The organism is Streptomyces sp. bgisy100 (genome assembly GCF_057709105.1).
Genome location: NZ_JBYITE010000027.1, coordinates 54,321 through 73,111, shown reverse-complemented (window position 1 = coordinate 73,111; position 18,791 = coordinate 54,321). Strand labels below are relative to the sequence as shown.

Sequence of the window (18,791 nt, the reverse complement as noted above, 5' to 3'; positions counted from 1 at the left end):
GGGTGGACCGGGTCAGGGCGTCAGCGCCAGGGTGTCCTCGGTCCCCTTCTGCACCTTCGCCTCACTGAAGGCCCAGGGCAGCAGTTCGCCCTTGGCCCACTTGTCGGTCTGGTCCGCGTAGTGCGCGCTGTACGCGTGGCCCGAGGCGCCGGTGAGGTTGATCCACCGGGACTTGTCGAGGTTCCCGAGGTTGACGACCATCCGCATCGAGGGCACCCAGACGACGTCGTAGCCGCCCGCCGCGTTCCAGCCGGTGGCGTTGACCGCCTCCTGGCCGCCGCCGAGGTTCCACGGCCCGCGGTTGAACACGGACTGCAGGAAGCCGGGGCCCTCGACGCCGAAGGTCTGGTTCCGCAGCGTCAGCTGGTGCAGCCGGCCCCAGCTCCAGGTGTCGGTGTCCTTGCCCAGCTCGGCGGTGAGCTCCCAGCGGGCGTCCTTCATGGCGTGCGCGAGCAGCTCGTCACGGTTGCGGTCGCCGGGGCTGCCCACGGTGCCGGAGGTCTTCCACCAGGTGTTGTCCTGGTCGTCGAGGATCGAGCGCACCACCTCGTACCAGCGGTCGCCGCCGTCCGGCTGGGCCGACTCGGCCTCCCGCTCGCCGCACTCCCGCACCAGCCGGGCGTTGCCGTTCAGGTCCTCCGCCGGGCCGGTGTCGTCGGCGGGGCGGACCCGCAGGCACTGGCCCTCGACGCGGAGCTCCTTCGGCAGCTTGTTGCCGAACGCCAGCTTGAGGGTGTTCCGCCAGACGGCGTTGAAGTAGGCGGCCGCCGCCGAGTCCGGGTCCTGGGTGTAGTCCCAGCCCTCGAGGAGCTTCTGCGCCTCCCGGACGTACGGGTCCTTGACGTCGATCTTGAGCAGCAGCGGGGTCAGCAGCTCGGCGATCTCGCTGTTGCTGTCCTGCTGGATGGTCTGCATGTCGTCCGTCGAGATCTTCCCGCTGTCCTTGATCTTCGACTGGATGAGGTCGTTGATCCGCTGGCTGCGGGCACCGTAGCCCCAGTCCTCGGTGAGCAGGTACGGGTACTTCCGGCCGTCGACCACCGCCTGGTTGGCGGTCACGATGTAGCCGCGCTTCGGGTCCTTCTCCCAGGGCATCGCGGACTGCGGGACGTATCCGGTCCAGCGGTAGTCGGAGTCCCAGCCGGGGGCGGGGTAACGGCCGTTCCCCTTGCCGCGGACCGGGATCCGGCCCGGCGCCTGGTAGCCGATGTGGCCCCGGGTGTCGGCGTAGATCAGGTTCTGCGAGGGGACGGCGAAGTCGCGGGCGGCGGCGCGGAAGCCGTCGAAGTCCTTCGCGGCGTTGAGCTCGAAGACCGCGTCCATCGTGCGGCCCGGCTCCAGGGCGGTCCAGCGCAGGGAGACGGCGTAGCCGCTGCCCCGGTCCGGTGCGGCGTCCCGGACCGGCGCCTGCCGGCCGACCTTGCCCAGTTCCTCGTTCCGGTCGGAGACGATGGGCCCGTTGCCGGTCGAGCGGATCGTTATCTCCCGGTCCGGCCCGTTCGCGACCTTGATGGTCTCGCGGCGGATCCCGAACGGCCGGCGCCGGCCGTCGGAGAGGTAGCCGTCGCTGGTGACCTTCTCCAGGTAGAGGTCGGAGACGTCGGCGCCCAGGTTGGTGAAGCCCCAGGCGATGTCCTTGTTGTGGCCGATGACCACGCCCGGCATGCCGGAGAAGGTGTAGCCCGAGACGTCGTAGCGGCAGGAGGCGCTGACGTTCCGGCAGTGCAGACCCATCTGGTACCAGAGCGAGGGCATCTGCGGCGCGAGGTGCGGATCGTTGGCCAGCAGCGGCTTGCCGGTGGCGGTGTGCTTGCCGGAGACCACCCAGGAGTTGGAGCCGATGCCGTCACCGCTCGGGCCGAGCAGCGCCGGGACGTCCTTGAGCGTCCTGGACAGCGACGACAGCTGGGTCCGGGCACCGCGGGCGGCGGCCGCCCCGGCGGTGCCGGCCGCGGCGTTCCGCGGGGCGGTCGCCTCGGGGTCGAACTCCTTGGTCGCCCGGTTCACCGCGCCGCCGCCGACGATCGGCTCGTTCCGGTCGTACGGGTACTGCGGGTAGAGCTCCTCTATCTGCTGCGGCGTGAGGCGGCTGGTCATCAGCGCACGGTCGATCTCGTCCTGCATGTTGCCGCGCAGATCCCAGGCCATGGCCTTGAGCCAGGCCACCGAGTCGACCGGGGTCCACTTCTGGGGCGTGTAGTCGTTGGTGAAGCCGAGCGCCGCGTACTCCACGGACAGGTCGGAGCCCTTGTGGTCCTTCAAGTAGGCGTTGACACCGGCGGAGTAGGACCGCAGATTCTTCTTGGTCTGCGGCGACAGCTTGTGGTCGTACTCCTGCTGCGCGACCTTGCGCCATCCCATGGTCCGCAGGAAGGCGTCGGTCTCGACCTGCCCCTTGCCGAACATCTCGGACAGCCGCCCGGCGGTCATGTGCCGGCGGACGTCCATCTCCCAGAAGCGGTCCTGCGCCTGGACGAATCCCTGCGCCCGGAAGAGGTCCTCCTCCGTGTCGGCGTAGACCTGGGGTATGCCGTGGCCGTCACGCTTCACCTGGACCGGCCCCGAGAGGCCGTCGAGTTTGACGGAACCCGTGGTCTCCGGGAAGGAGGCGCGCACGGTGCTGAGGCTCCAGTACGTGCCGTAGCCGAAGCCCGCCACGAGGAGCAGCACGACTGCGAACACGAGAAGCCGGGCGCGTCGGCCCTTCCTCTTGCCTGAAGGGCCGGTCTTGTTGGCGGGCATCGCTGTCCTTAGAGGGGCAGGGTGGTCCTGGGAATGCAGGAGCAACCTTAGGCGCAGTGCCCGGACGGCCCCTACGCGGAGTCAAGGTCGGTGCCGGCAAGGGCGCCGGGAGCGTCCGGTGCTGTTTCCGGCGTGGCGCGATCGGTGCGGTTCCGGCGGGCCGGCTGTCCGGTTTCCGTCCCAACGGGACGGGTGGTCCGGCGGGGCGGGGTTCCGGGGCGACGGTCCGGGATTCGGGGCCGACGGGCTGGAATTCGGGGTCGACGGCTCCGGATGGGTAGCTCCGGTTCCGGCGGCTCCGGCTCGATTGCTCCGGCTCGGCGCGGCTTCCGGCGCGGCGGTTCGCCGTCCGGCTCCATTCGTCCTCCGCCGCGCGTCGTCCGGGCCGTTCGCGCGAGGGTGTTCGGCAGGATCGGCAGAGATCGTGACCGCTTCCACGGCGGGCTCGCGTCAAGAACCAGTAAAATATTAGGTAAGGCAATGAAGTACCGATCGGCAGGAACGGACATTCCTGCCGATAACGCAAGAAAGGGTTCGGCCCCTGACTGTTCACCACCTCAATGAACTCCTGCTGGTCTGTTCGCTCGTCCTCCTCATCGCGGTGGCGGCGGTCCGGGTCTCCTCGCGCAGCGGGCTCCCCAGCCTGCTCATCTACCTCGGCATCGGCGTCGCGATAGGGCAGGACGGCATCGGAGTCACCTTCGACGACGCCGGATTGACGCAGTTGATCGGCTACGCCGCCCTGGTGGTGATTCTGGCCGAGGGTGGTCTGGGCACGAAGTGGCGGGAGATCAAACCGGCCCTGCCGGTCGCCGCCGTGCTGTCCACGGTGGGCGTCGCGGTGAGCGTGGGCATCACCGCGGCCGCGGCGCACTACCTGGTGGGGCTGGAGTGGCGGCAGGCGCTGATCATCGGGGCGGTGGTCTCGTCCACGGACGCCGCGGCGGTCTTCTCCGTCCTGCGGCGAGTGCCGCTGCCGTCCCGGCTGACGGGCGTCCTGGAGGCCGAGTCGGGCTTCAACGACGCCCCGGTGGTGATCCTGGTCGTCGCCTTCTCCTCGACCGGGCCGATCGACAGCTGGTACCTGCTGCTCGGCAAGATCGCTCTGGAGCTGGCGATCGGCGCGGCGATGGGCATCACGGTCGGCTTCCTCGGGGCCTACATAATGCGCCGGGTCGCGCTGCCCGCCTCGGGTCTGTACCCGATCGCGGTGATGGCGATCGCGGTCGTCGCCTACGCGGGCGGCGCGCTGGCCCACGGCAGCGGCTTCCTCGCGGTGTACGTGGCCGCCCTGATCCTGGGCAACGCCAAGCTGCCGCACTGGCCCGCGACCCGCGGCTTCGCGGAGGGGCTCGGCTGGCTGGCGCAGATCGGCATGTTCGTCCTGCTCGGCCTGCTCGTCACCCCGCACGAGCTGGGGGACGACATCGTGCCCGCGGTCGTGGTGGGCCTGGTCCTGACGGTGGTGGCACGGCCGGTGTCGGTGCTGGTGAGCACGACGCCGTTCCGTACCTCGTGGGCGGAGCGGCTGCTGCTGTCCTGGGCGGGCCTGCGCGGCGCCGTGCCCATCGTGCTGGCGACGATCCCGATGGTCTACGAGGTCGGCGACAGCCGGCGGATCTTCAACATCGTCTTCATGCTGGTGATCGTCTACACCCTGGTGCAGGGACCGACCCTGCCCTGGGTCGCCCAGCGGCTGCGGCTGCGGCTGAGCGCCGGAGAGCCGACGACGGATCTGGGCATCGAATCGGCGCCGCTGGAGAAGCTCCGCGGCCACCTGCTGTCGGTCACGGTCCCGCAGGAGTCGAAGATGCACGGCGTGGAGGTCGGCGAGCTGCGCCTCCCGGCCGGGTCGGCGGTGACCCTGGTCGTGCGGGACGAGAAGAGTTTCGTCCCTGCGCCGACCACGGTGCTGCGGCGCGGCGACGAGCTGCTGGTGGTGGCCACGGATCCGGTGCGGGACGCCACCGAGAAACGGCTCCGGGCCGTGGCCGAGGGCGGCAAGCTGGCGAGCTGGCTGCGCCCGGAGGGGCCGCGCTGAGGGCGGCAGGCCGGCCGGCGGGCTGCGGCCGGAGGTCCGGCGGTGACGAGGGCCTGCCGACTGGGCCGGGACGGGCCGCGCCGAGGGCGGAGACGCGCGGACGGGACCGGTGGCGGGCTGCGGGACGGGAGCGGAAGCGGGGGGCCTGCGGGGCCGGTGGCGGGCCATGCGGACGGACCGGTGGCGGGCCGCGGAGGGGGACGGTAGCGGGCCGCGCGCTCCTTTCCCGCCCCGGGCCCTTGCCCTCGTACCGGGCCCTTGCTCTCGCACCGGGCTCCTGGCTCTCGCGCCGGGCGCACCGGGACCGCGGGAGGACGTCGGCCACTCCTTCACAGGTCAGTGGCCACAGGCGCCGTATGCATCACAGGAGGGGCCCCGGGCCGACCTGTACAATCAAGGACGCACAATGACGACCCACTCTGCCTGATGCAGAGCTGGCGCGACCGCATGGCGGCCGCGGTCCCTTCAGCCACCTCGGTGCGGACCCGGTATCTACCGCGGAACATGCGCGAGAGGACAGCTCTCGGCGCACCGTACTGAGAGATCGCCACTTCAGGGGCCGGTCTCGTCGGGCGTGCGCTACCAGGCAGCGGAAAGGCACGGCCGTGGCATCCGCGGTCACCACTTCCCGTCCCGGCTACCGGCAGCTGCTGCGCACCCCCGGCGCCTGGACCTTCCTGCTCCCGGGCTTCACCGCCCGCCAGCCCTTCGCGATGCTGACCATCAGCATCGTCCTGCTCGTCGAGCACACGACCGGCTCGTACGGCATCGCGGGCGCCGTCGCGGCGGTCACCGGCGTCTCGATGGCCCTGTTCGCGCCGCAGGGCGGCAAGCTCGCGGACCGCTTCGGCCAGAGCCGGGTGCTGGTGCCCGGTGTGCTCGTGCACGTGGTGGCCGCCGGGCTGCTGACGGCGCTCGCGCTCGGCCAGGCGCCCCTCTGGACGCTGTTCGCCGCCGCGGTACCGACCGGCGCCTCCGTGCCGCAGGTGGGCCCCATGGTCCGGGCGCGCTGGGCGGCGAAGCTCGACGGCCACCCGCTGATGTCCACCGCGGCCGCCTTCGAGTCGGTCACCGACGAGCTCACCTTCGTGATCGGCCCGGTTCTGGCAACCGCGCTGTGCGCCGGGGTGCATCCGGCGGCCGGCCTGGTCGCCGAGGCCGCCCTGACCCTGGCGGGCGGGCTGCTCTTCGCGGCCCAGCGCCGCACCGCACCTCCCGTATCCCGGCCCGGGGCCGACGGCGGGCGGGCACCGCGCACCTCGGCCCTGGCCGTGCCGGGCGTCCGCGTGCTGGCGGCGGCCTTCCTGGGCATCGGTTCGGTGTTCGGCGGTATGCAGGTCGCCCTGACCGCCTTCACCCAGGACATCGGGGAGCCTGGGCTGAACGGCCCGCTGTACGGCGTCTTCGCGGCCGGCAACATGCTCGCTGGTGCGGCCTGCGGGGCCATCGCCTGGCGGGCGTCCGCACGGCGGCGCCTGCTGACGGCGTACGCGGCGCTGGCCCCGGCCTGTTCGGTCCTGTGGACGGTGCACTCGCCGCTGCTGCTCGGTGTCCTCGGCCTGCTGGTGGGCCTCTGCATCGCTCCGGCACTGATCACCGGATACACGCTGGTGGAGACGCTGGTTCCGGCGACCGCCCGCACCGAGGCCTTCACCTGGCTGACCGGGGCGGTCGCCCTGGGACAGGCGTTGGCGGTGACCGCGGCCGGCCAGCTGGCGGACCGGTTCGGCCCGAGTGCGGCGTTCACCGTCCCGCTCATCGGTACGTCTCTGGCGCTGCTGACCCTGGTGGTACTGCGCGGACGGCTGGTGCCGAGCCGGGACGCGGCGGCGTCCGCGGGAGGCCGTGGGGTGGTCGCCGGCTCCGCGACCCGGAGCTGGGACTCCGGGGACCGGGACGGCGCGGAGGCCGACGCACGCGTGTGAATCGTGCGCCGCGGAGCGTGGGCTCGGTCACCGTGAGGCCGGTCGCAGTGGACTGATCCCGCGGAATGCTGCACTATTGACCGTCGTTAGCACTCATCGAGTGAGAGTGCCAGGAGGAGCAAGTGCCGACCTATCAGTACCAGTGCACCCAGTGCGGTGAAGGCCTCGAAGCGGTGCAGAAGTTCACCGACGAGGCGCTCACGGAGTGCCCGAGCTGCGAAGGACGCCTGCGCAAGGTGTTCTCGGCGGTCGGCGTCGTCTTCAAGGGCTCCGGCTTCTACCGGACGGACAGCCGCGGCTCGTCGTCGAGCAGCACGACGAAGTCGTCGTCCGCCCCGGCCAAGAGCGACAGCTCGTCGTCGTCGGACTCCTCGTCCTCGGCCGGCTCTTCCTCGTCCTCCTCGTCCTCCTCCTCGTCGGCGAAGACGAGCAGCGGGACCGGCGGCGCGAGCAGCTCCTCCGCCGCCTGACGGCACCACCTCCGCCGCCCTGCCCGGCCCGACCGGGCGGCGCGGACGACGGACTCAGCGGACCCCGTGGCCTGATCCAGGCGACGGGGTCCGGTGCATGCCCGTGACAACCGGCCGGGGCCCCATAGGGTGATCCCATGGTCGAGACACTCAGCGCGCAGGCAGAGATAGGCGTCATCGGCGGATCGGGGTTCTACTCCTTCCTCGACGACGTGACCGAGGTCACGGTGGACACCCCCTACGGGCCGCCGAGTGATTCGCTGTTCCTCGGCGAGGTCGCCGGTCGCCGGGTGGCCTTCCTGCCGCGGCACGGCCGCAAGCACCACCTGCCGCCGCACCGCATCAACTACCGCGCCAACCTCTGGGCGCTGCGCTCGGTCGGCGTGCGCCAGGTGATGGGGCCGTGCGCGGTGGGCGGCCTGCGGGAGGAGTACGGCCCGGGCACGCTGCTCGTCCCCGATCAGCTGGTGGACCGCACCAAGACCCGCACCCAGACCTTCTACGACGGTGAGCCGCTGCCGGCGACGGCCGGTTCCACGCCCGCGGGAGTGGAACCCCGGGCCGCGCAGGTGCCGAACGTGCTGCATCTCGGCTTCGCCGACCCCTACTGCCCCGCGGGCCGGAAGGCGGCCGTGGCCGCCGCTCGGGGACGGGACTGGGAGCCGGTGGACGGCGGAACGCTGGTCGTGATCGAGGGGCCGCGCTTCTCGACCCGGGCGGAGTCGCAGTGGCATGCGGCACAGGGCTGGTCGGTGGTCGGGATGACCGGCCACCCGGAAGCGGTGCTCGCCCGCGAGCTGGGCCTCTGCTACACCTCGATGACGCTGGTCACCGACCTGGACGCGGGGGCGGAGACGGGCGAGGGCGTGTCCCATGAGGAAGTGTTCAAGGTCTTCGCCGCGAACGTCTCGCGACTGCGGACCGTGCTCTTCGACGCGGTGGGCGGGCTGCCGGAGAACGGCGACCGGGACTGCTTCTGTGCGCGGGCGCTGGACGGGCTGGACCCGGGGATCGAGCTGCCGTAGCGAGGCGGGCGGGGGTCGCGGTTGCCGGGGCGGGTGGGGCGGCTGTCGGTCGTGTGTCGGCGTTGCGGGTGGACGTCGGGCCGGAGGCGCCGGGCCGGAGGCGGCGGTGGGCCCTGGCTGTGGGAGGCGCCTCCCGGCTGCGGGAGGCCCTGGTTGTGGGAGGTGTCGGCCGTGGGAGGTGTCGGCCGTGGCGTGGGGCCCTTGGCTCTTGGCTCTTGGGGCCAGCGGCGACTCCTGCGGGCGATGTGAACCCCTGAGGGTGACCGTCTTGTCCACAATCGAGGGTTTGTCCACAGGCCTCAGCGGGATGGGGAACATCCGTGCATCGTGGGGGCATCCGAGCGAGAACCTCCTCACGACAGGCTGGTGATGGCCATGACGGTCACGTCCCCGACGGTCGATTCCCCGACGCCGCTCCCCCTTGCGGTACGGCTCCTGCCCGACGCAGCACGGGCGCTCCCGGGTGGGTTACGGGGGCTGCCCCGGCGGTGCCCCACCTCCGGCACCTCGGGAGCGGCTGTCGCTGCCACGCCCGGGGTGCGCGATTGGACAGCCCGCCGCTGCCCTGCCGTACATTGCGGAACCATCTGTTCCATTCATCGTGCACGCAGAGAGAGGCACCCCGGTGAGCGAGGAGAACAAGGGCATCCTGGACGGCTTCAAGCAGTTCTTGATGCGCGGGAACGTCGTCGATCTCGCGGTTGCGGTGGTGATCGGAGCGGCGTTCACCAACATCGTGAACGCCGTGGTGAAGGGCATCATCAACCCGGTGGTGGGCGCCTTCGGGACCCAGAACCTCGACCATTACACGTTCTGCCTGGGCACCTGCACCAAGAACAAGGCGGGCGAGGTCACCGAGGGCATCTACATCCTCTGGGGCTCGGTGATCAGCGCCACCATCACGTTCCTGATCACCGCAGCGGTCGTCTACTTCCTCATGATCCTTCCGATGAACCGCTACAAGGCCCGGCAGGCCGCCAAGGCCCCCGTGGAGGCCACGCCGACCGAGGTGACGGAGATCGAGCTGCTCACCGAGATCCGGGACGCCCTGGTCGCCCGGCAGGGCGGCTCCGACTGGCAGGGCCCCGGCCCCTCCGGGCCCGGCACCGGCCGCGTTCCGACGCAGAAGTAGCAGCTGCTCGGGGAGGACCCGTCGGGGCGGCTGCTGCGGCTGCCGGTCCGGAGGCGTTGAGTGCGCGAGCTGTGGAGAGGGCGCCTCGGAAGGTGGGGCAGCCTACGGTGGTGAGGCTGCCGCGGAAGACGGGGCCGCCTCAGGGGGTGAGGGTGCCGCGGAAGACGGGGCCGCCGGGTAAGAAGGGGCGGCCTCAGAAGTGGTGCGGCGGCTTCTCGTCGAGGAACCGGGCCAGGTCGGAGGCGCTGTCGCCCTCGGTCGGACGCTCGCCCCAGCCACGGTCGGTGTCGTCCGCGGACGGCCGCCCGAAGGGGTCGTCGAAGTCCACCTTGGCGGCCCTCGGGTCACGGGAGGCCCCCTGCGCGGGAGCGAGTGCGGACGGTTCGGGCGTAGGGGCACTGCTCATGGCTCCCAGGGTACGGGGCCCGGGCCGATGCTCGGCGCTGCGTGCCCCGTCCCCTCAGGCAGGACACCGCGGTCCGCGCTCCCCTGCTCCTTCCGTTGCCGGCGGTCCCTGGCCTCCGGCCCGGGGCGCAGGCTGCCGGCCCCCGGCGCGTCGTTCGGGCTGCTGCCTTCCAGGAGAGGAGCCGGCTCAGCGGTCCTCCGGATCGATCAGCCACAGCACCAGCACGACGACGAAGGACAGCACGAGAAAGCCCGCCAGCCACTGGGCAGTCCGGGTATCGCCCCTCATCCACTCATTCGCAGCGATGGTCAGGCCCCAGAGCTGCCCCATCACCACGGTCAGCGCCAGGGCGAGCCGTACGGACAGTTTCGAGGACCGCGCCGGCTCCTGCTCACCGCCCGCACCCGGCCCCGGCCCGGTGTGCCTGACTCGGGGGTCCCCGTGGCCGCTGGCCGGACCGACCCAGGGACCGGGCTCCCGGGGTGGCTCGGTCAGCAGGGGCCGCGGTGGCGGAGTCCCGCCGAGCGGGGAACCGGCAGGGCCCGGCCGGTTGGCGCTGGGGGCGGGGCTGCAGTCGGGGTCGGGGTTCGGGGCGGGATCGCGCTCGCTCATACCTGTTCGTTCCCCACGGGTGGCACGCCTGGGCAGCCGATCTCACGAGCCGTGTCGGGGTAGTCCCTGAGCAGTTGGCGGCACAGGCCCTCTTCGAGGCTCTCGCCGGAGCGTGCGGTGCCGATGGCCCAGACGCTGCCGTCGGCCCGTTCGACGAGAACCACCTTGGGCAGGCCGCGCGGTGGCGGGCCGGCGGTGACCTCGCCGGTGCGGATGTCGAATACGCCCTGGTGACAGGGGCAGTGCAACTCGCCCTCGAAGCCCTGGTCCGCTCGCCACAACACGGCACACGCCAGATGGGTGCACACCGCGGAGTAGCCGACCAGCGAACCGTCGGAGAGCCGCACCGCGATCGCCCGGTCGTCTTCTCCCGGATAGCGGAAGGCAACGGACTCTCCTGCGCCGATCACGGTCGCCACCCGCTTGGCTGCGGGAGCGCCTTCGGAATCGCCCTGCCGGTGCAGCCCGCCGGCGGCGACGCCGAGGCCCCCGGCAGCGAGGCCCCCGGATACGACGGCCACGATGCGCAGATAGTCCCGCCGCGTGGTGAGGGAGTTGGGGCCGTACCCGCCGACAGCTGTGGGCCGCCGGCCGCTCCCGGACTCAAAACCGTCAGATGGGGCCGCGGCCGGGGCCGACGGATCGGTGATTGGCGCCTGAAGCACGAGGGATGCGGGGTCGGTGGGGGCATCGGAAGCTGTGGCGGCCCCGGACGCGGGGAGAGCTCCGGATGGAGCGGGGGCCCCGGAGGAGGCTGGTCCCGAGGAGGTGGTTCCGGAGGCGGTTCCCGAGTGGGTGGCCCCTGAGGAGTCGGGAACGATCTGCTCGCCCTGTTCGGTCACCTGACGTCCGCTCCGTTCGCCTCGGTGCTGTCGTCCCCGGCCGACTCCCGGGGGGCCGGGTTGCCGCCGGCCCGACCGCTGTCGGGCCGGGTGCCGCCGATGTGACCGCTGTCGGACCTGTTGCCATCGGCCTGACCGTCGTGGGCTGCGTTGCCGTCGTCCTGACCACTGTCGGCTCGGTCGGGGCCGGCTCCAGCGCTCTCGGGCACGTTGGCCTGGGGCCCCCTGCCCTCGGCTCCGGAGACGTCGGCGCCGCTGACGCCGACTCCGTTCACTTCGACGATCGGCAGCCCGCCGGGCACCGGCCACCGGACCTTGTCGGCGGGGACGACCATCGCGGCGCCCGTCCGTACCTGCGTTTCGCCGAAGACGAAGGAGTCGGCGACCTCGACGCCGGGGCGTTCCGCCCGGAGTTCGTCGAGCGTGCCGTAGAAGAGCGCCCCCGTCGGGCAGACCGTGGCGCACATCGGGCCGAGGCCCTGGGAAGTGCGGTCGTAGCAGAGGTCGCACTTGCGCTGCAGCCTCGCCACGAGGTCGATCTCGGGAACACCGAAGGGGCAGGCACTGACACAGTCCGAACAACCGAAACAGCGCGAGGCATCGGCCTGCTGCACCACGCCGTCGGGGGTGGTGAGGATCGCGTCGGCGGGGCAGACCGCGGCACAGGGTGCGACCGGGTCCTCGCAGTGCATGCACACCGTGGGAAGGGAGGCAACGCTATGGCCCTCATCCGAAGGGTCGAGATGGATGAGCGAGATGCCACGATGGGAGTCGCACTCGCGGCAGGCCGCGACACAGGCCTGGCAACCCGTGCAGCGCCCCGGATCGATGAAGATCGTTCTGCCCATCATCGGCTCTCACCCCGTCCCTGCCGTGCCGGGGGCAGGGGAGGCGATCCGCGGGTCGGCGTGCCGGCCCCGCTCCCCTGCGGGCCTGCCCACGTGCAGGTGGAATCTTCCGTCCGCGTGGTGGCTGCGTCCGTCCTCGAAGAGGCGGGGAGTTCCGGGGTGGCCGACGGCGGGGCAGGGCCAGGCGATGCCGCCGGTCTCCTCCAGCCGCTCATGGCTGACCCCGGAGCAGTCGACCGCGGTGCCCGCCGAGGCGGTTCGCCACTCGTGGAAGACCTCCCGGGACCCCGCGAAGGCGAACCGGTTGCCGACACCGAGCCGCACCGCAAGCTGGCACAGCACCCAGGTCTCGGTACGGACGTCGGGCGGCGGCTGCTGTGCCTTGTTGTGCTTGACCATCCGCCCTTCGGCATTGGTCATCACAGCGTCATCCTCCGCCCAGGTCGTGACGGGCAGCACCACATGGGCGCCCACAGCCGGTCCGGAGAGGAAGGAGGCGCACTGGACATGGAATTCAAGGCTGTTCGGGGGCACCGGCTCGGACGTGCCCCCGTTCCCGAGCCCGTGCTCGTACCCGGCATCGGCGTGCGCGGCGTCCACGCACCCGGCGTCCGCGTACCCGTGGAGCGCGTGCCCCGGGAGCGCGTGGCCGGGGAAGGAGGCCGGCGACATGTCACCGACGCCGAGCAGGCCGCGGATCGCACCCCGCCTGATCTGCTCCGCCGTGCCCGTCGTGGGGGCGGGCCCCGGGAGGGAGGTCTCCTCGACGTCCCAGATGTGTGCAAGCTCCCGGCGGTGTGCGGGCTCGGCGAGGGACCGTCCGCCGGGCAGCATGTCGGCCCTCCACCCCGGCTCCCGGCCGCCTCGGCAGTGGCCGTAGGCCTCGGCATGGCCCTGGACATGGCGCTGGGCGTCACCCTGAGCATGGCCCTGGGCGTCACCCTGGGCATGGCCCTGGGCGTCACCCTGGGCATGGCCCTGGGCGTCACCCTGGGCATGGCCCGATTCGAGGACGGGTTCGAGAGCTGGTTCAGGGACTGGTTCGGGGGAGACCGGTTCCGGGACCGGGACCGCTCCGGGGTCGGTGAGGGCGCCGTATCCCGCGCCGGGCCGTCCGATGTTGCCGGTCGCCAGGCAGAGGTTGATGACGGAGACACAGCTCTCGGTCTCGCTCCGGGTGCTGGATTCCGTGTCCTGCGGGGGCCATGGGGCGTCGGTGCCCGCGTACCAGGCCATCGCGTTGCGCGCCGTTCCGAAGTGCCGGGCGACCTGGACCACCTGTTCGGCGGGGACGCCGCAGACCGTCGCCGCACGCTCGGGCGGATACGCGGCCGAGGCACGCTCCACCTCCGCCCAGCCGGTCGTGTGCTCCGTGAGGAAGTCCTGGTCGGTCAGCCCCTCGGTCGTCATGACGTGCAGGACGGCCTTGCAGAAGACCGGGTCCGTGCCGGGGCGGAGTGCGACATGGATGTCGGCCGTGCGCGCGATGGCCGATGCACGGGGGTCGATGACGATCAGGCGCGCCCCGCGGTCCCGCGCGCCCCAGAGGTACCGGGTGAGGACGGGGAACCGCTCCCCCACGTCCGGGCCCGCGACGAGAAGGCAGTCGGAGAGGAGCATGTCGGAGAACGGGTTGGCTGGACGGTCGATGCCGAAGGTCGCCCGATGGGCGTCGGAGGCGCCTGTTCCGTACGGGCCGGCGTTGTCGTCCACGTGCCGCGTCCGCAGGGCGACCCGGGCGAACTTCCCGAGGAGATAGGTCTTCTCCGTGCCGAGTCCGGCGCCGCCGAGCAGTCCGAACGCGTCCCGCCCGTGGGCCTCTTGAATGCGCCGGATCTCCGCGGCGGTGACGTCCAGCGCCGCCTCCCAGGAGACCGCCCGGAACGGCTCGTCGCGGGAGCGGCGGACCAGCGGAACGGTCAGCCGGTCGGCGTGGTCGACCTGCTGGTAGGCGGTGATGCCCCGGGGACAGAGCCGCATCCGGTTGATGTCGTGATCGCGCGGCTCGACGCCCGAGACCCTGCCGCGCCGGCCGACCCGCAGATACAGCCCGCACTGCATCCCGCAGCCCGAGCAGTGCGTGGGCACCAGCGTGTCGCCGTTCAGGACGGCGGGCGGTGTCACCGGAAGCCCCTCTTCACATCGGAGAGATAGGCGCTCCCGCGCAGTACCCGTTTGCAGCGCGGGCAGTATTCGGCCGTCTGGTCGAAACGGAGTCTCAGCTCACGCATCGTGCCGCGCAGGTTCGCGACCGCGGGCACCGGGGCCAGCGGAGCAGCGCAGCGGCGGCAGAGCGCGGTGTCACCGCCCTGCCGGGCAGTGTCGGTGAACGCCTGGACTCCGGCTGTCGCCGGCCGCTGCACCACATGGAAGAACTTCCCGAACGGAAGGTGGATGAGGGCGAAGACCACCGAGGTCATGTGCAGAACGGCCAGGAACTCGTAGCCACCGCCGTGCAGAGCCAGCGCGGAGAAGGTCAGCAGGAGGCCGGTCACCGAGATCACGATCAGGGCGAGGAGCGGGACCAGGTCGTAGCCGAAGCGCTGGCCCGTCACCGGCGCCCGGTCCCTCATCCGGCGCCAGAGGAAGTACCCGGCGCCCACGAGCACCAGTACCGCCGCCAGGTCCAGGACATGGAACAGCGCCCACCCCGCGGGGGAGGCCGAGTCGAAGCCGACCACCGTCCGCCCCCAGAGACGCAGCTCGTAGCCCGGTCCGGAGGAGTTGACGGCGGTGAAGCTGATCCAGCCCCAGGAAAGGGGGACGGCCACCAGGGCGGCCAGCACACATCCCCAGAGCACGGACTGATGGGCGGCCCAGCGGGCCCGGGAGCGAGGCCCGGAGAAGCTCCGCAGGCCCAGGGACGCGGTGGCCATCCGTGGCAGGGCGGCGGCGGATCCCCGCAGACCGGCACGCGAGAAGCAGGCCCGCACACCCTGCCGGAAGAGCCGCCGGGCGGCCGGGGCCTGAGCCCACACCGTGTAGCGGTAGACGACCCCGAAGGCGAGGAACACGGTGGCCACGGCATACGGCAGCAGGGCCGCGTCGAAGCCCTCCAGGTAGCGGCTGCCGACCACGATGAGCACGGTCAGCAGCAGGGAGACCAGTGTGGCCGTCGAGGTCGCCCGGAGACTGCCGGGGCGTGGAGAGGCCTCCCATGGGGCGGAGTTCTCCCATCGGGCGGAGTTCTCCCGGGGTGTCTCCGAGGACGCGGCCACGCGGTCACCGTATCGACATATGCGAGCTTCAGCCCGATTTGCGCGACGGGAGAGTGAGGCCGTGCACCCGTCGGCCGGGCGGCCGCCTTGCCGCGCCGGCGCCCCTCACCGCCCCTTCCCCGCGGGGCACTTTCGCTGGTCGGGACGCCATCGGCTGCTTTGCCGGGCCCGGCACACCGCTGCCTCCGCTCGGCGGACGGCTGAATGGGCCGGCTCCGCCGCCATCGCGCGGCCGGATCGGGTATCTGCTGTGCTGGAACCCGGCCGTGTTCCGGCCCCGGGCCGCACGTCGAAGTCCGACGGCGCGCCGGCCGGGATCAGGCGCGAGGCGTCGGCGGTGCGGTTCGGCTCCCGCGCAGCCTCCGGGCCAGGTCTCCATGGCGAGGAAGCGCCGGGTCACGGACTCCGGGTGAGGAGCCTCCGGAGCCGGGCCGGACGAGCGAAGGGCACGCGCACGGATGAGCGAGCAGACCCCCTCCGACCCGTCCGGTGACCCGCCGGGTGAACCGCCCGGTGGCCCATCCGGTGAGCTCTCCGGCGACTCCACGCGTTCCGGCCCCGTCGGCGCAGGCCATGGCCACACGTCCCCTCCCCTGGTCCGGATGACCGCCCGTGACCGCAACGAGGAGCACCGGGCGGCCACTCCGTTGGAGCTCTTCTTCGATCTCTGCTTCGTCGTCGCCATCGCGCAGGCGGGTCTCGGTCTCGTCCACGCCCTGGCGGAAGGCCACCCCGGGCACGGCATCACGCTCTACCTGATGACGTTCTTCGCCATCTGGTGGGCCTGGATGAACTTCTCCTGGTTCGCCTCCGCGTACGACGTCGACGATGTGCCGTACCGGCTGGTGACCCTGATCCAGATCGTGGGTGTGCTGATCCTCGCCGCCTCGGTGCCGCGCGCGTTCGAGGACGACGACTTCGACGGCGCCTGGTTCGGCTATGTGGTGATGCGGATCGCCCTGGTGTCGCAGTGGCTTCGCGCCGCCTGGTCCACCCGCGGCGCGGAACGGGCGACGGCGCTGCGCTACGCGATCGGCGTGACGCTCTGCCAGGTCGGCTGGGCGGGCCTGCTGTTCCTGCCGGACCACGCGAAGCCATGGCTGTTCCTCGCCATGGCCTGCGTCGAGCTGGCCGTGCCGGCCTGGGCGGAACGCGCCTGGCAGACGACCTGGCACCCGCACCACATCGCCGAACGCTACGGGCTGTTCACCATCATCGTGCTCGGTGAGACCATCGCGGCTTCGACCACCGCGGTCCGGTCCGCGCTCGACGAGCACGAGAAGCTGATCGATCTGCTCCCCATCGCGGCCGGCGGGCTTCTGATCATCTTCTCCGCGTGGTGGATCTACTTCGTGGTTCCCGCCCATGAGCGGCTGACCTCGAATCGCGCCGCCTTCCCCTGGGGGTACGGGCACTATCTGGTCTTCGGCTCCGCGGCGGCCATCGGCGCCGGCATCGAGGTGGCGGTCGAGCAGACCATCGGCAAGGCACACATCTCCGTGACCGCGGCCTCCGCTGCCGTGACCGTCCCCGCGGCGCTCTACTTCCTCACCGTCTGGGTGCTCCACGCCCGCTTCACCAAGCACGGCATCGGCCAGGCGGTGCTGCCGGCGACCGCGGTCGCGGTGCTGGCCTGCACGTTCGCCGGACGTTCCGCCGTCCTGCTGGCGGGGCTGGCCTCCGCGATGTCCATCGCGGTCGGCCTCACCGTGAGCCACCGGCAGGCGCGGGCGGTGGCCCGGTGACCTCCCCGGATCGAGGTCCGGTCCCGTGTCCGACTCCCGCCGCCCCGATCTCTTGATCTCAACCCCGGTCGAGAGAGCACGGTGGAAGCACCGCCTTCCACCACGAGGAGAACGTCATGATCCTTGTCATCGGGGCCACCGGCACGGTCGGCCGCCATGTCGTGTCCGAACTGCGGGAGGGCGGCTTCGCCGTACGGGCCCTGGCCCGCAATCCCGACGCGGCCCGGCTGCCGCGGGGAGTGGACGTCGTGCGCGGCGATCTGTCCGATCCACCGTCCCTGGACGCCGCACTCAGAGGTGTGGACGCGGTCTTTCTGACCTGGCCGTTCCTCAACGCCGACGGCGCTCCCCCGGTGGTGGACCGGATCCGGAAGCACACGCGCCGCGTCGTCTACCTGTCCTCCGAGGGCGTGCGGGACGACCGTGACGACCAGGAGGATCCGATCACCGGCTTCCACGCGGCCATGGAACGTCTGATCGAAAGTTCCGGCCTGGAGTGGACGTTCCTCAGACCCACCGGATTCGCTTCCAACGACCTGGGCTGGGCCGAGCAGATCCGTACCGACGGTGTCGTACGGCAGCCCTACGCCTCACTCGCGCGGCCACTGATCCACGAGCGGGACATCGCGGCGGTGGCCGCCCGCGTCCTCGTGGAGGACGGGCACACCGGTCGGCGCTATGTCCTGACCGGCCCCCGTGCCCTGACGACGCGGGAGCAGGTCGACGCCATCGCCATGACCATCGGCCGCCCGCTGGGCTTCGAGGAGATCCCGCCCGCCGCCGCACGTGAAGCGATGCTGGCCCGGGGCTGGCCCCCCGAGGTCGCCGACGGTGCGCTCGACGCCCACGCCCGGATGATGAGCCGCCCCGAACCGATCAACCGGGTGGTGGAGGAGATCACGGAGGTTCCGGCACGGGCCTTCGCCGAATGGGCCGAGGACCACGCCGACGACTTCCGCTGAGGCCATTCGCTGGAGGCATTTCGCTCCGGCGTACGCGGAAAGAGCGGGCGCGCACCGATGATTACCTTCATGCTCATCAGTCATAGGTCATGGCTGGTGCGCCGCAGCCGAAAGGGAGCTGAAGCGTCCACCGACCCGACCCGCCGAAAACCGGACGAGACACCGAGGAACCACAGATGCGTACCCTGATCAGCACGGCTTTCATCTCGCTCGACGGCGTCGTGGAGGCCCCGGGCGGCGAGCCCGGCTACCGGAACTCCGGCTGGACCTTCAAGGACATCGAGTTCCTCCCCGAGGCGTTCGACATCAAGGGCCGCGAGCAGCAGGAAGCCGCGGCGATGCTGATGGGCCGCACCACCTACCAGGCGTTCAGCCCGGTGTGGCCGGACATGACGGACTTCGCCGACTACAAGGCGATGCCGAAGTACGTCGTCTCCACCACCCTCACTGAGGATGACTTGGTGACGAACTGGGGCGAGACCACGATCCTGCGCTCACTCGACGAGGTCGCCGCTCTGAAGGAGACCGAGGGCGGCCCGATCATCGTGCACGGCAGCGCCGCCCTGAACCGAAGTCTCTCGGACGCCGGCCTGATCGACCGCTACCACCTGCTCGTCTTCCCGCTCCTGCTCGGCGCGGGCAAGCGCCTGTTCAGCTCCACCGACAAGGACACCCAGAAGCTGAAGCTGGTCGAGCACGAGGCGTACGCCAACGGTCTGCAGAAGAACGTGTTCGACGTCGTTCGCTGACACGACTCCCGCACCCACCCGGCCGACCGCGGCACCCCTCGAAATGTCCTGCTGAGTGGACGTCGGGTCACCGT

At 71.5% G+C, this 18,791-nt stretch carries 13 protein-coding genes and 2 pseudogenes; 8 read left to right on the top strand and 7 right to left on the bottom strand.

Going from position 1 to position 18,791, the window contains the following annotated elements; all coding sequences use genetic code 11:
- Positions 1–12 precede the first annotated feature (12 nt).
- Entirely contained in the window at positions 13–2,742 is a 2,730-nt protein-coding gene (locus AC3EQ1_RS19085) for a penicillin acylase family protein (protein ID WP_432095523.1), read from the bottom strand.
- Between the two features lie 511 nt (positions 2,743–3,253).
- On the opposite strand from AC3EQ1_RS19085, the gene AC3EQ1_RS19080 reads away from it, so the two are divergent.
- The 5 genes from AC3EQ1_RS19080 (at position 3,254) to mscL (ending at position 9,335) form a co-directional block, all read left to right on the top strand.
- Complete coding sequence (locus tag AC3EQ1_RS19080; RefSeq protein ID WP_432095544.1) at positions 3,254–4,783, top strand: potassium/proton antiporter; 1,530 nt, start codon at positions 3,254–3,256, stop codon at positions 4,781–4,783.
- Positions 4,784–5,388: 605 nt separating this feature from the next.
- A complete protein-coding gene (locus AC3EQ1_RS19075; RefSeq protein WP_432095522.1) occupies positions 5,389–6,708 on the top strand; it encodes an MFS transporter in 1,320 nt (439 codons plus the stop codon).
- Positions 6,709–6,830: 122 nt separating this feature from the next.
- The gene (locus AC3EQ1_RS19070) at positions 6,831–7,178 is read left to right on the top strand and encodes an FmdB family zinc ribbon protein (protein WP_432095521.1); all 348 of its coding nucleotides are present in this window, start codon (positions 6,831–6,833) and stop codon (positions 7,176–7,178) included.
- Positions 7,179–7,315: 137 nt separating this feature from the next.
- Positions 7,316–8,203 (top strand): S-methyl-5'-thioadenosine phosphorylase, encoded by an 888-nt coding sequence (locus AC3EQ1_RS19065; RefSeq protein WP_432095520.1) that lies wholly within the window; start codon positions 7,316–7,318, stop codon positions 8,201–8,203.
- 601 nt (positions 8,204–8,804) lie between these two features.
- Positions 8,805–9,335 (top strand): large conductance mechanosensitive channel protein MscL, encoded by a 531-nt coding sequence (gene mscL, locus AC3EQ1_RS19060; RefSeq protein WP_432095519.1) that lies wholly within the window; start codon positions 8,805–8,807, stop codon positions 9,333–9,335.
- Positions 9,336–9,528: 193 nt separating this feature from the next.
- Here the strand turns inward: mscL and AC3EQ1_RS19055 are convergent, their stop codons facing one another.
- From AC3EQ1_RS19055 to AC3EQ1_RS19030, 6 genes and pseudogenes are all read right to left on the bottom strand, one after another.
- A complete protein-coding gene (locus AC3EQ1_RS19055; protein WP_432095518.1) occupies positions 9,529–9,741 on the bottom strand; it encodes a hypothetical protein in 213 nt (70 codons plus the stop codon).
- Between the two features lie 186 nt (positions 9,742–9,927).
- A complete protein-coding gene (locus AC3EQ1_RS19050; RefSeq protein ID WP_432095517.1) occupies positions 9,928–10,353 on the bottom strand; it encodes a hypothetical protein in 426 nt (141 codons plus the stop codon).
- Entirely contained in the window at positions 10,350–11,003 is a 654-nt protein-coding gene (locus AC3EQ1_RS19045) for a Rieske (2Fe-2S) protein (RefSeq protein WP_432095543.1), read from the bottom strand. The genes AC3EQ1_RS19050 and AC3EQ1_RS19045 overlap by 4 nt, the downstream gene beginning before the upstream one ends.
- A 449-nt stretch (positions 11,004–11,452) precedes the next feature.
- Positions 11,453–12,046 (bottom strand): annotated as a pseudogene (locus AC3EQ1_RS19040) (4Fe-4S dicluster domain-containing protein); the annotation flags it as partial.
- Between the two features lie 87 nt (positions 12,047–12,133).
- Positions 12,134–14,146: pseudogene (locus tag AC3EQ1_RS19035) on the bottom strand (molybdopterin oxidoreductase family protein); the annotation flags it as partial.
- Positions 14,147–14,163: 17 nt separating this feature from the next.
- The gene (locus tag AC3EQ1_RS19030; protein ID WP_432095516.1) at positions 14,164–15,261 is read right to left on the bottom strand and encodes an MFS transporter; all 1,098 of its coding nucleotides are present in this window, start codon (positions 15,259–15,261) and stop codon (positions 14,164–14,166) included.
- Between the two features lie 602 nt (positions 15,262–15,863).
- Between AC3EQ1_RS19030 and AC3EQ1_RS19025 the strand changes: the two genes are divergently transcribed.
- The 3 genes from AC3EQ1_RS19025 to AC3EQ1_RS19015 all read left to right on the top strand — a co-directional run bounded on the left by AC3EQ1_RS19025 (position 15,864) and on the right by AC3EQ1_RS19015 (position 18,717).
- Positions 15,864–17,006 (top strand): low temperature requirement protein A, encoded by a 1,143-nt coding sequence (locus AC3EQ1_RS19025; RefSeq protein ID WP_432095515.1) that lies wholly within the window; start codon positions 15,864–15,866, stop codon positions 17,004–17,006.
- A gap of 116 nt (positions 17,007–17,122) precedes the next feature.
- On the top strand, positions 17,123–17,968 hold the full coding sequence (locus AC3EQ1_RS19020; protein ID WP_432095514.1) for an SDR family oxidoreductase: 846 nt from the start codon (positions 17,123–17,125) through the stop codon (positions 17,966–17,968).
- 176 nt (positions 17,969–18,144) lie between these two features.
- A complete protein-coding gene (locus AC3EQ1_RS19015) occupies positions 18,145–18,717 on the top strand; it encodes a dihydrofolate reductase family protein (protein WP_432095513.1) in 573 nt (190 codons plus the stop codon).
- The last annotated feature ends 74 nt before the right edge of the window (positions 18,718–18,791 follow it).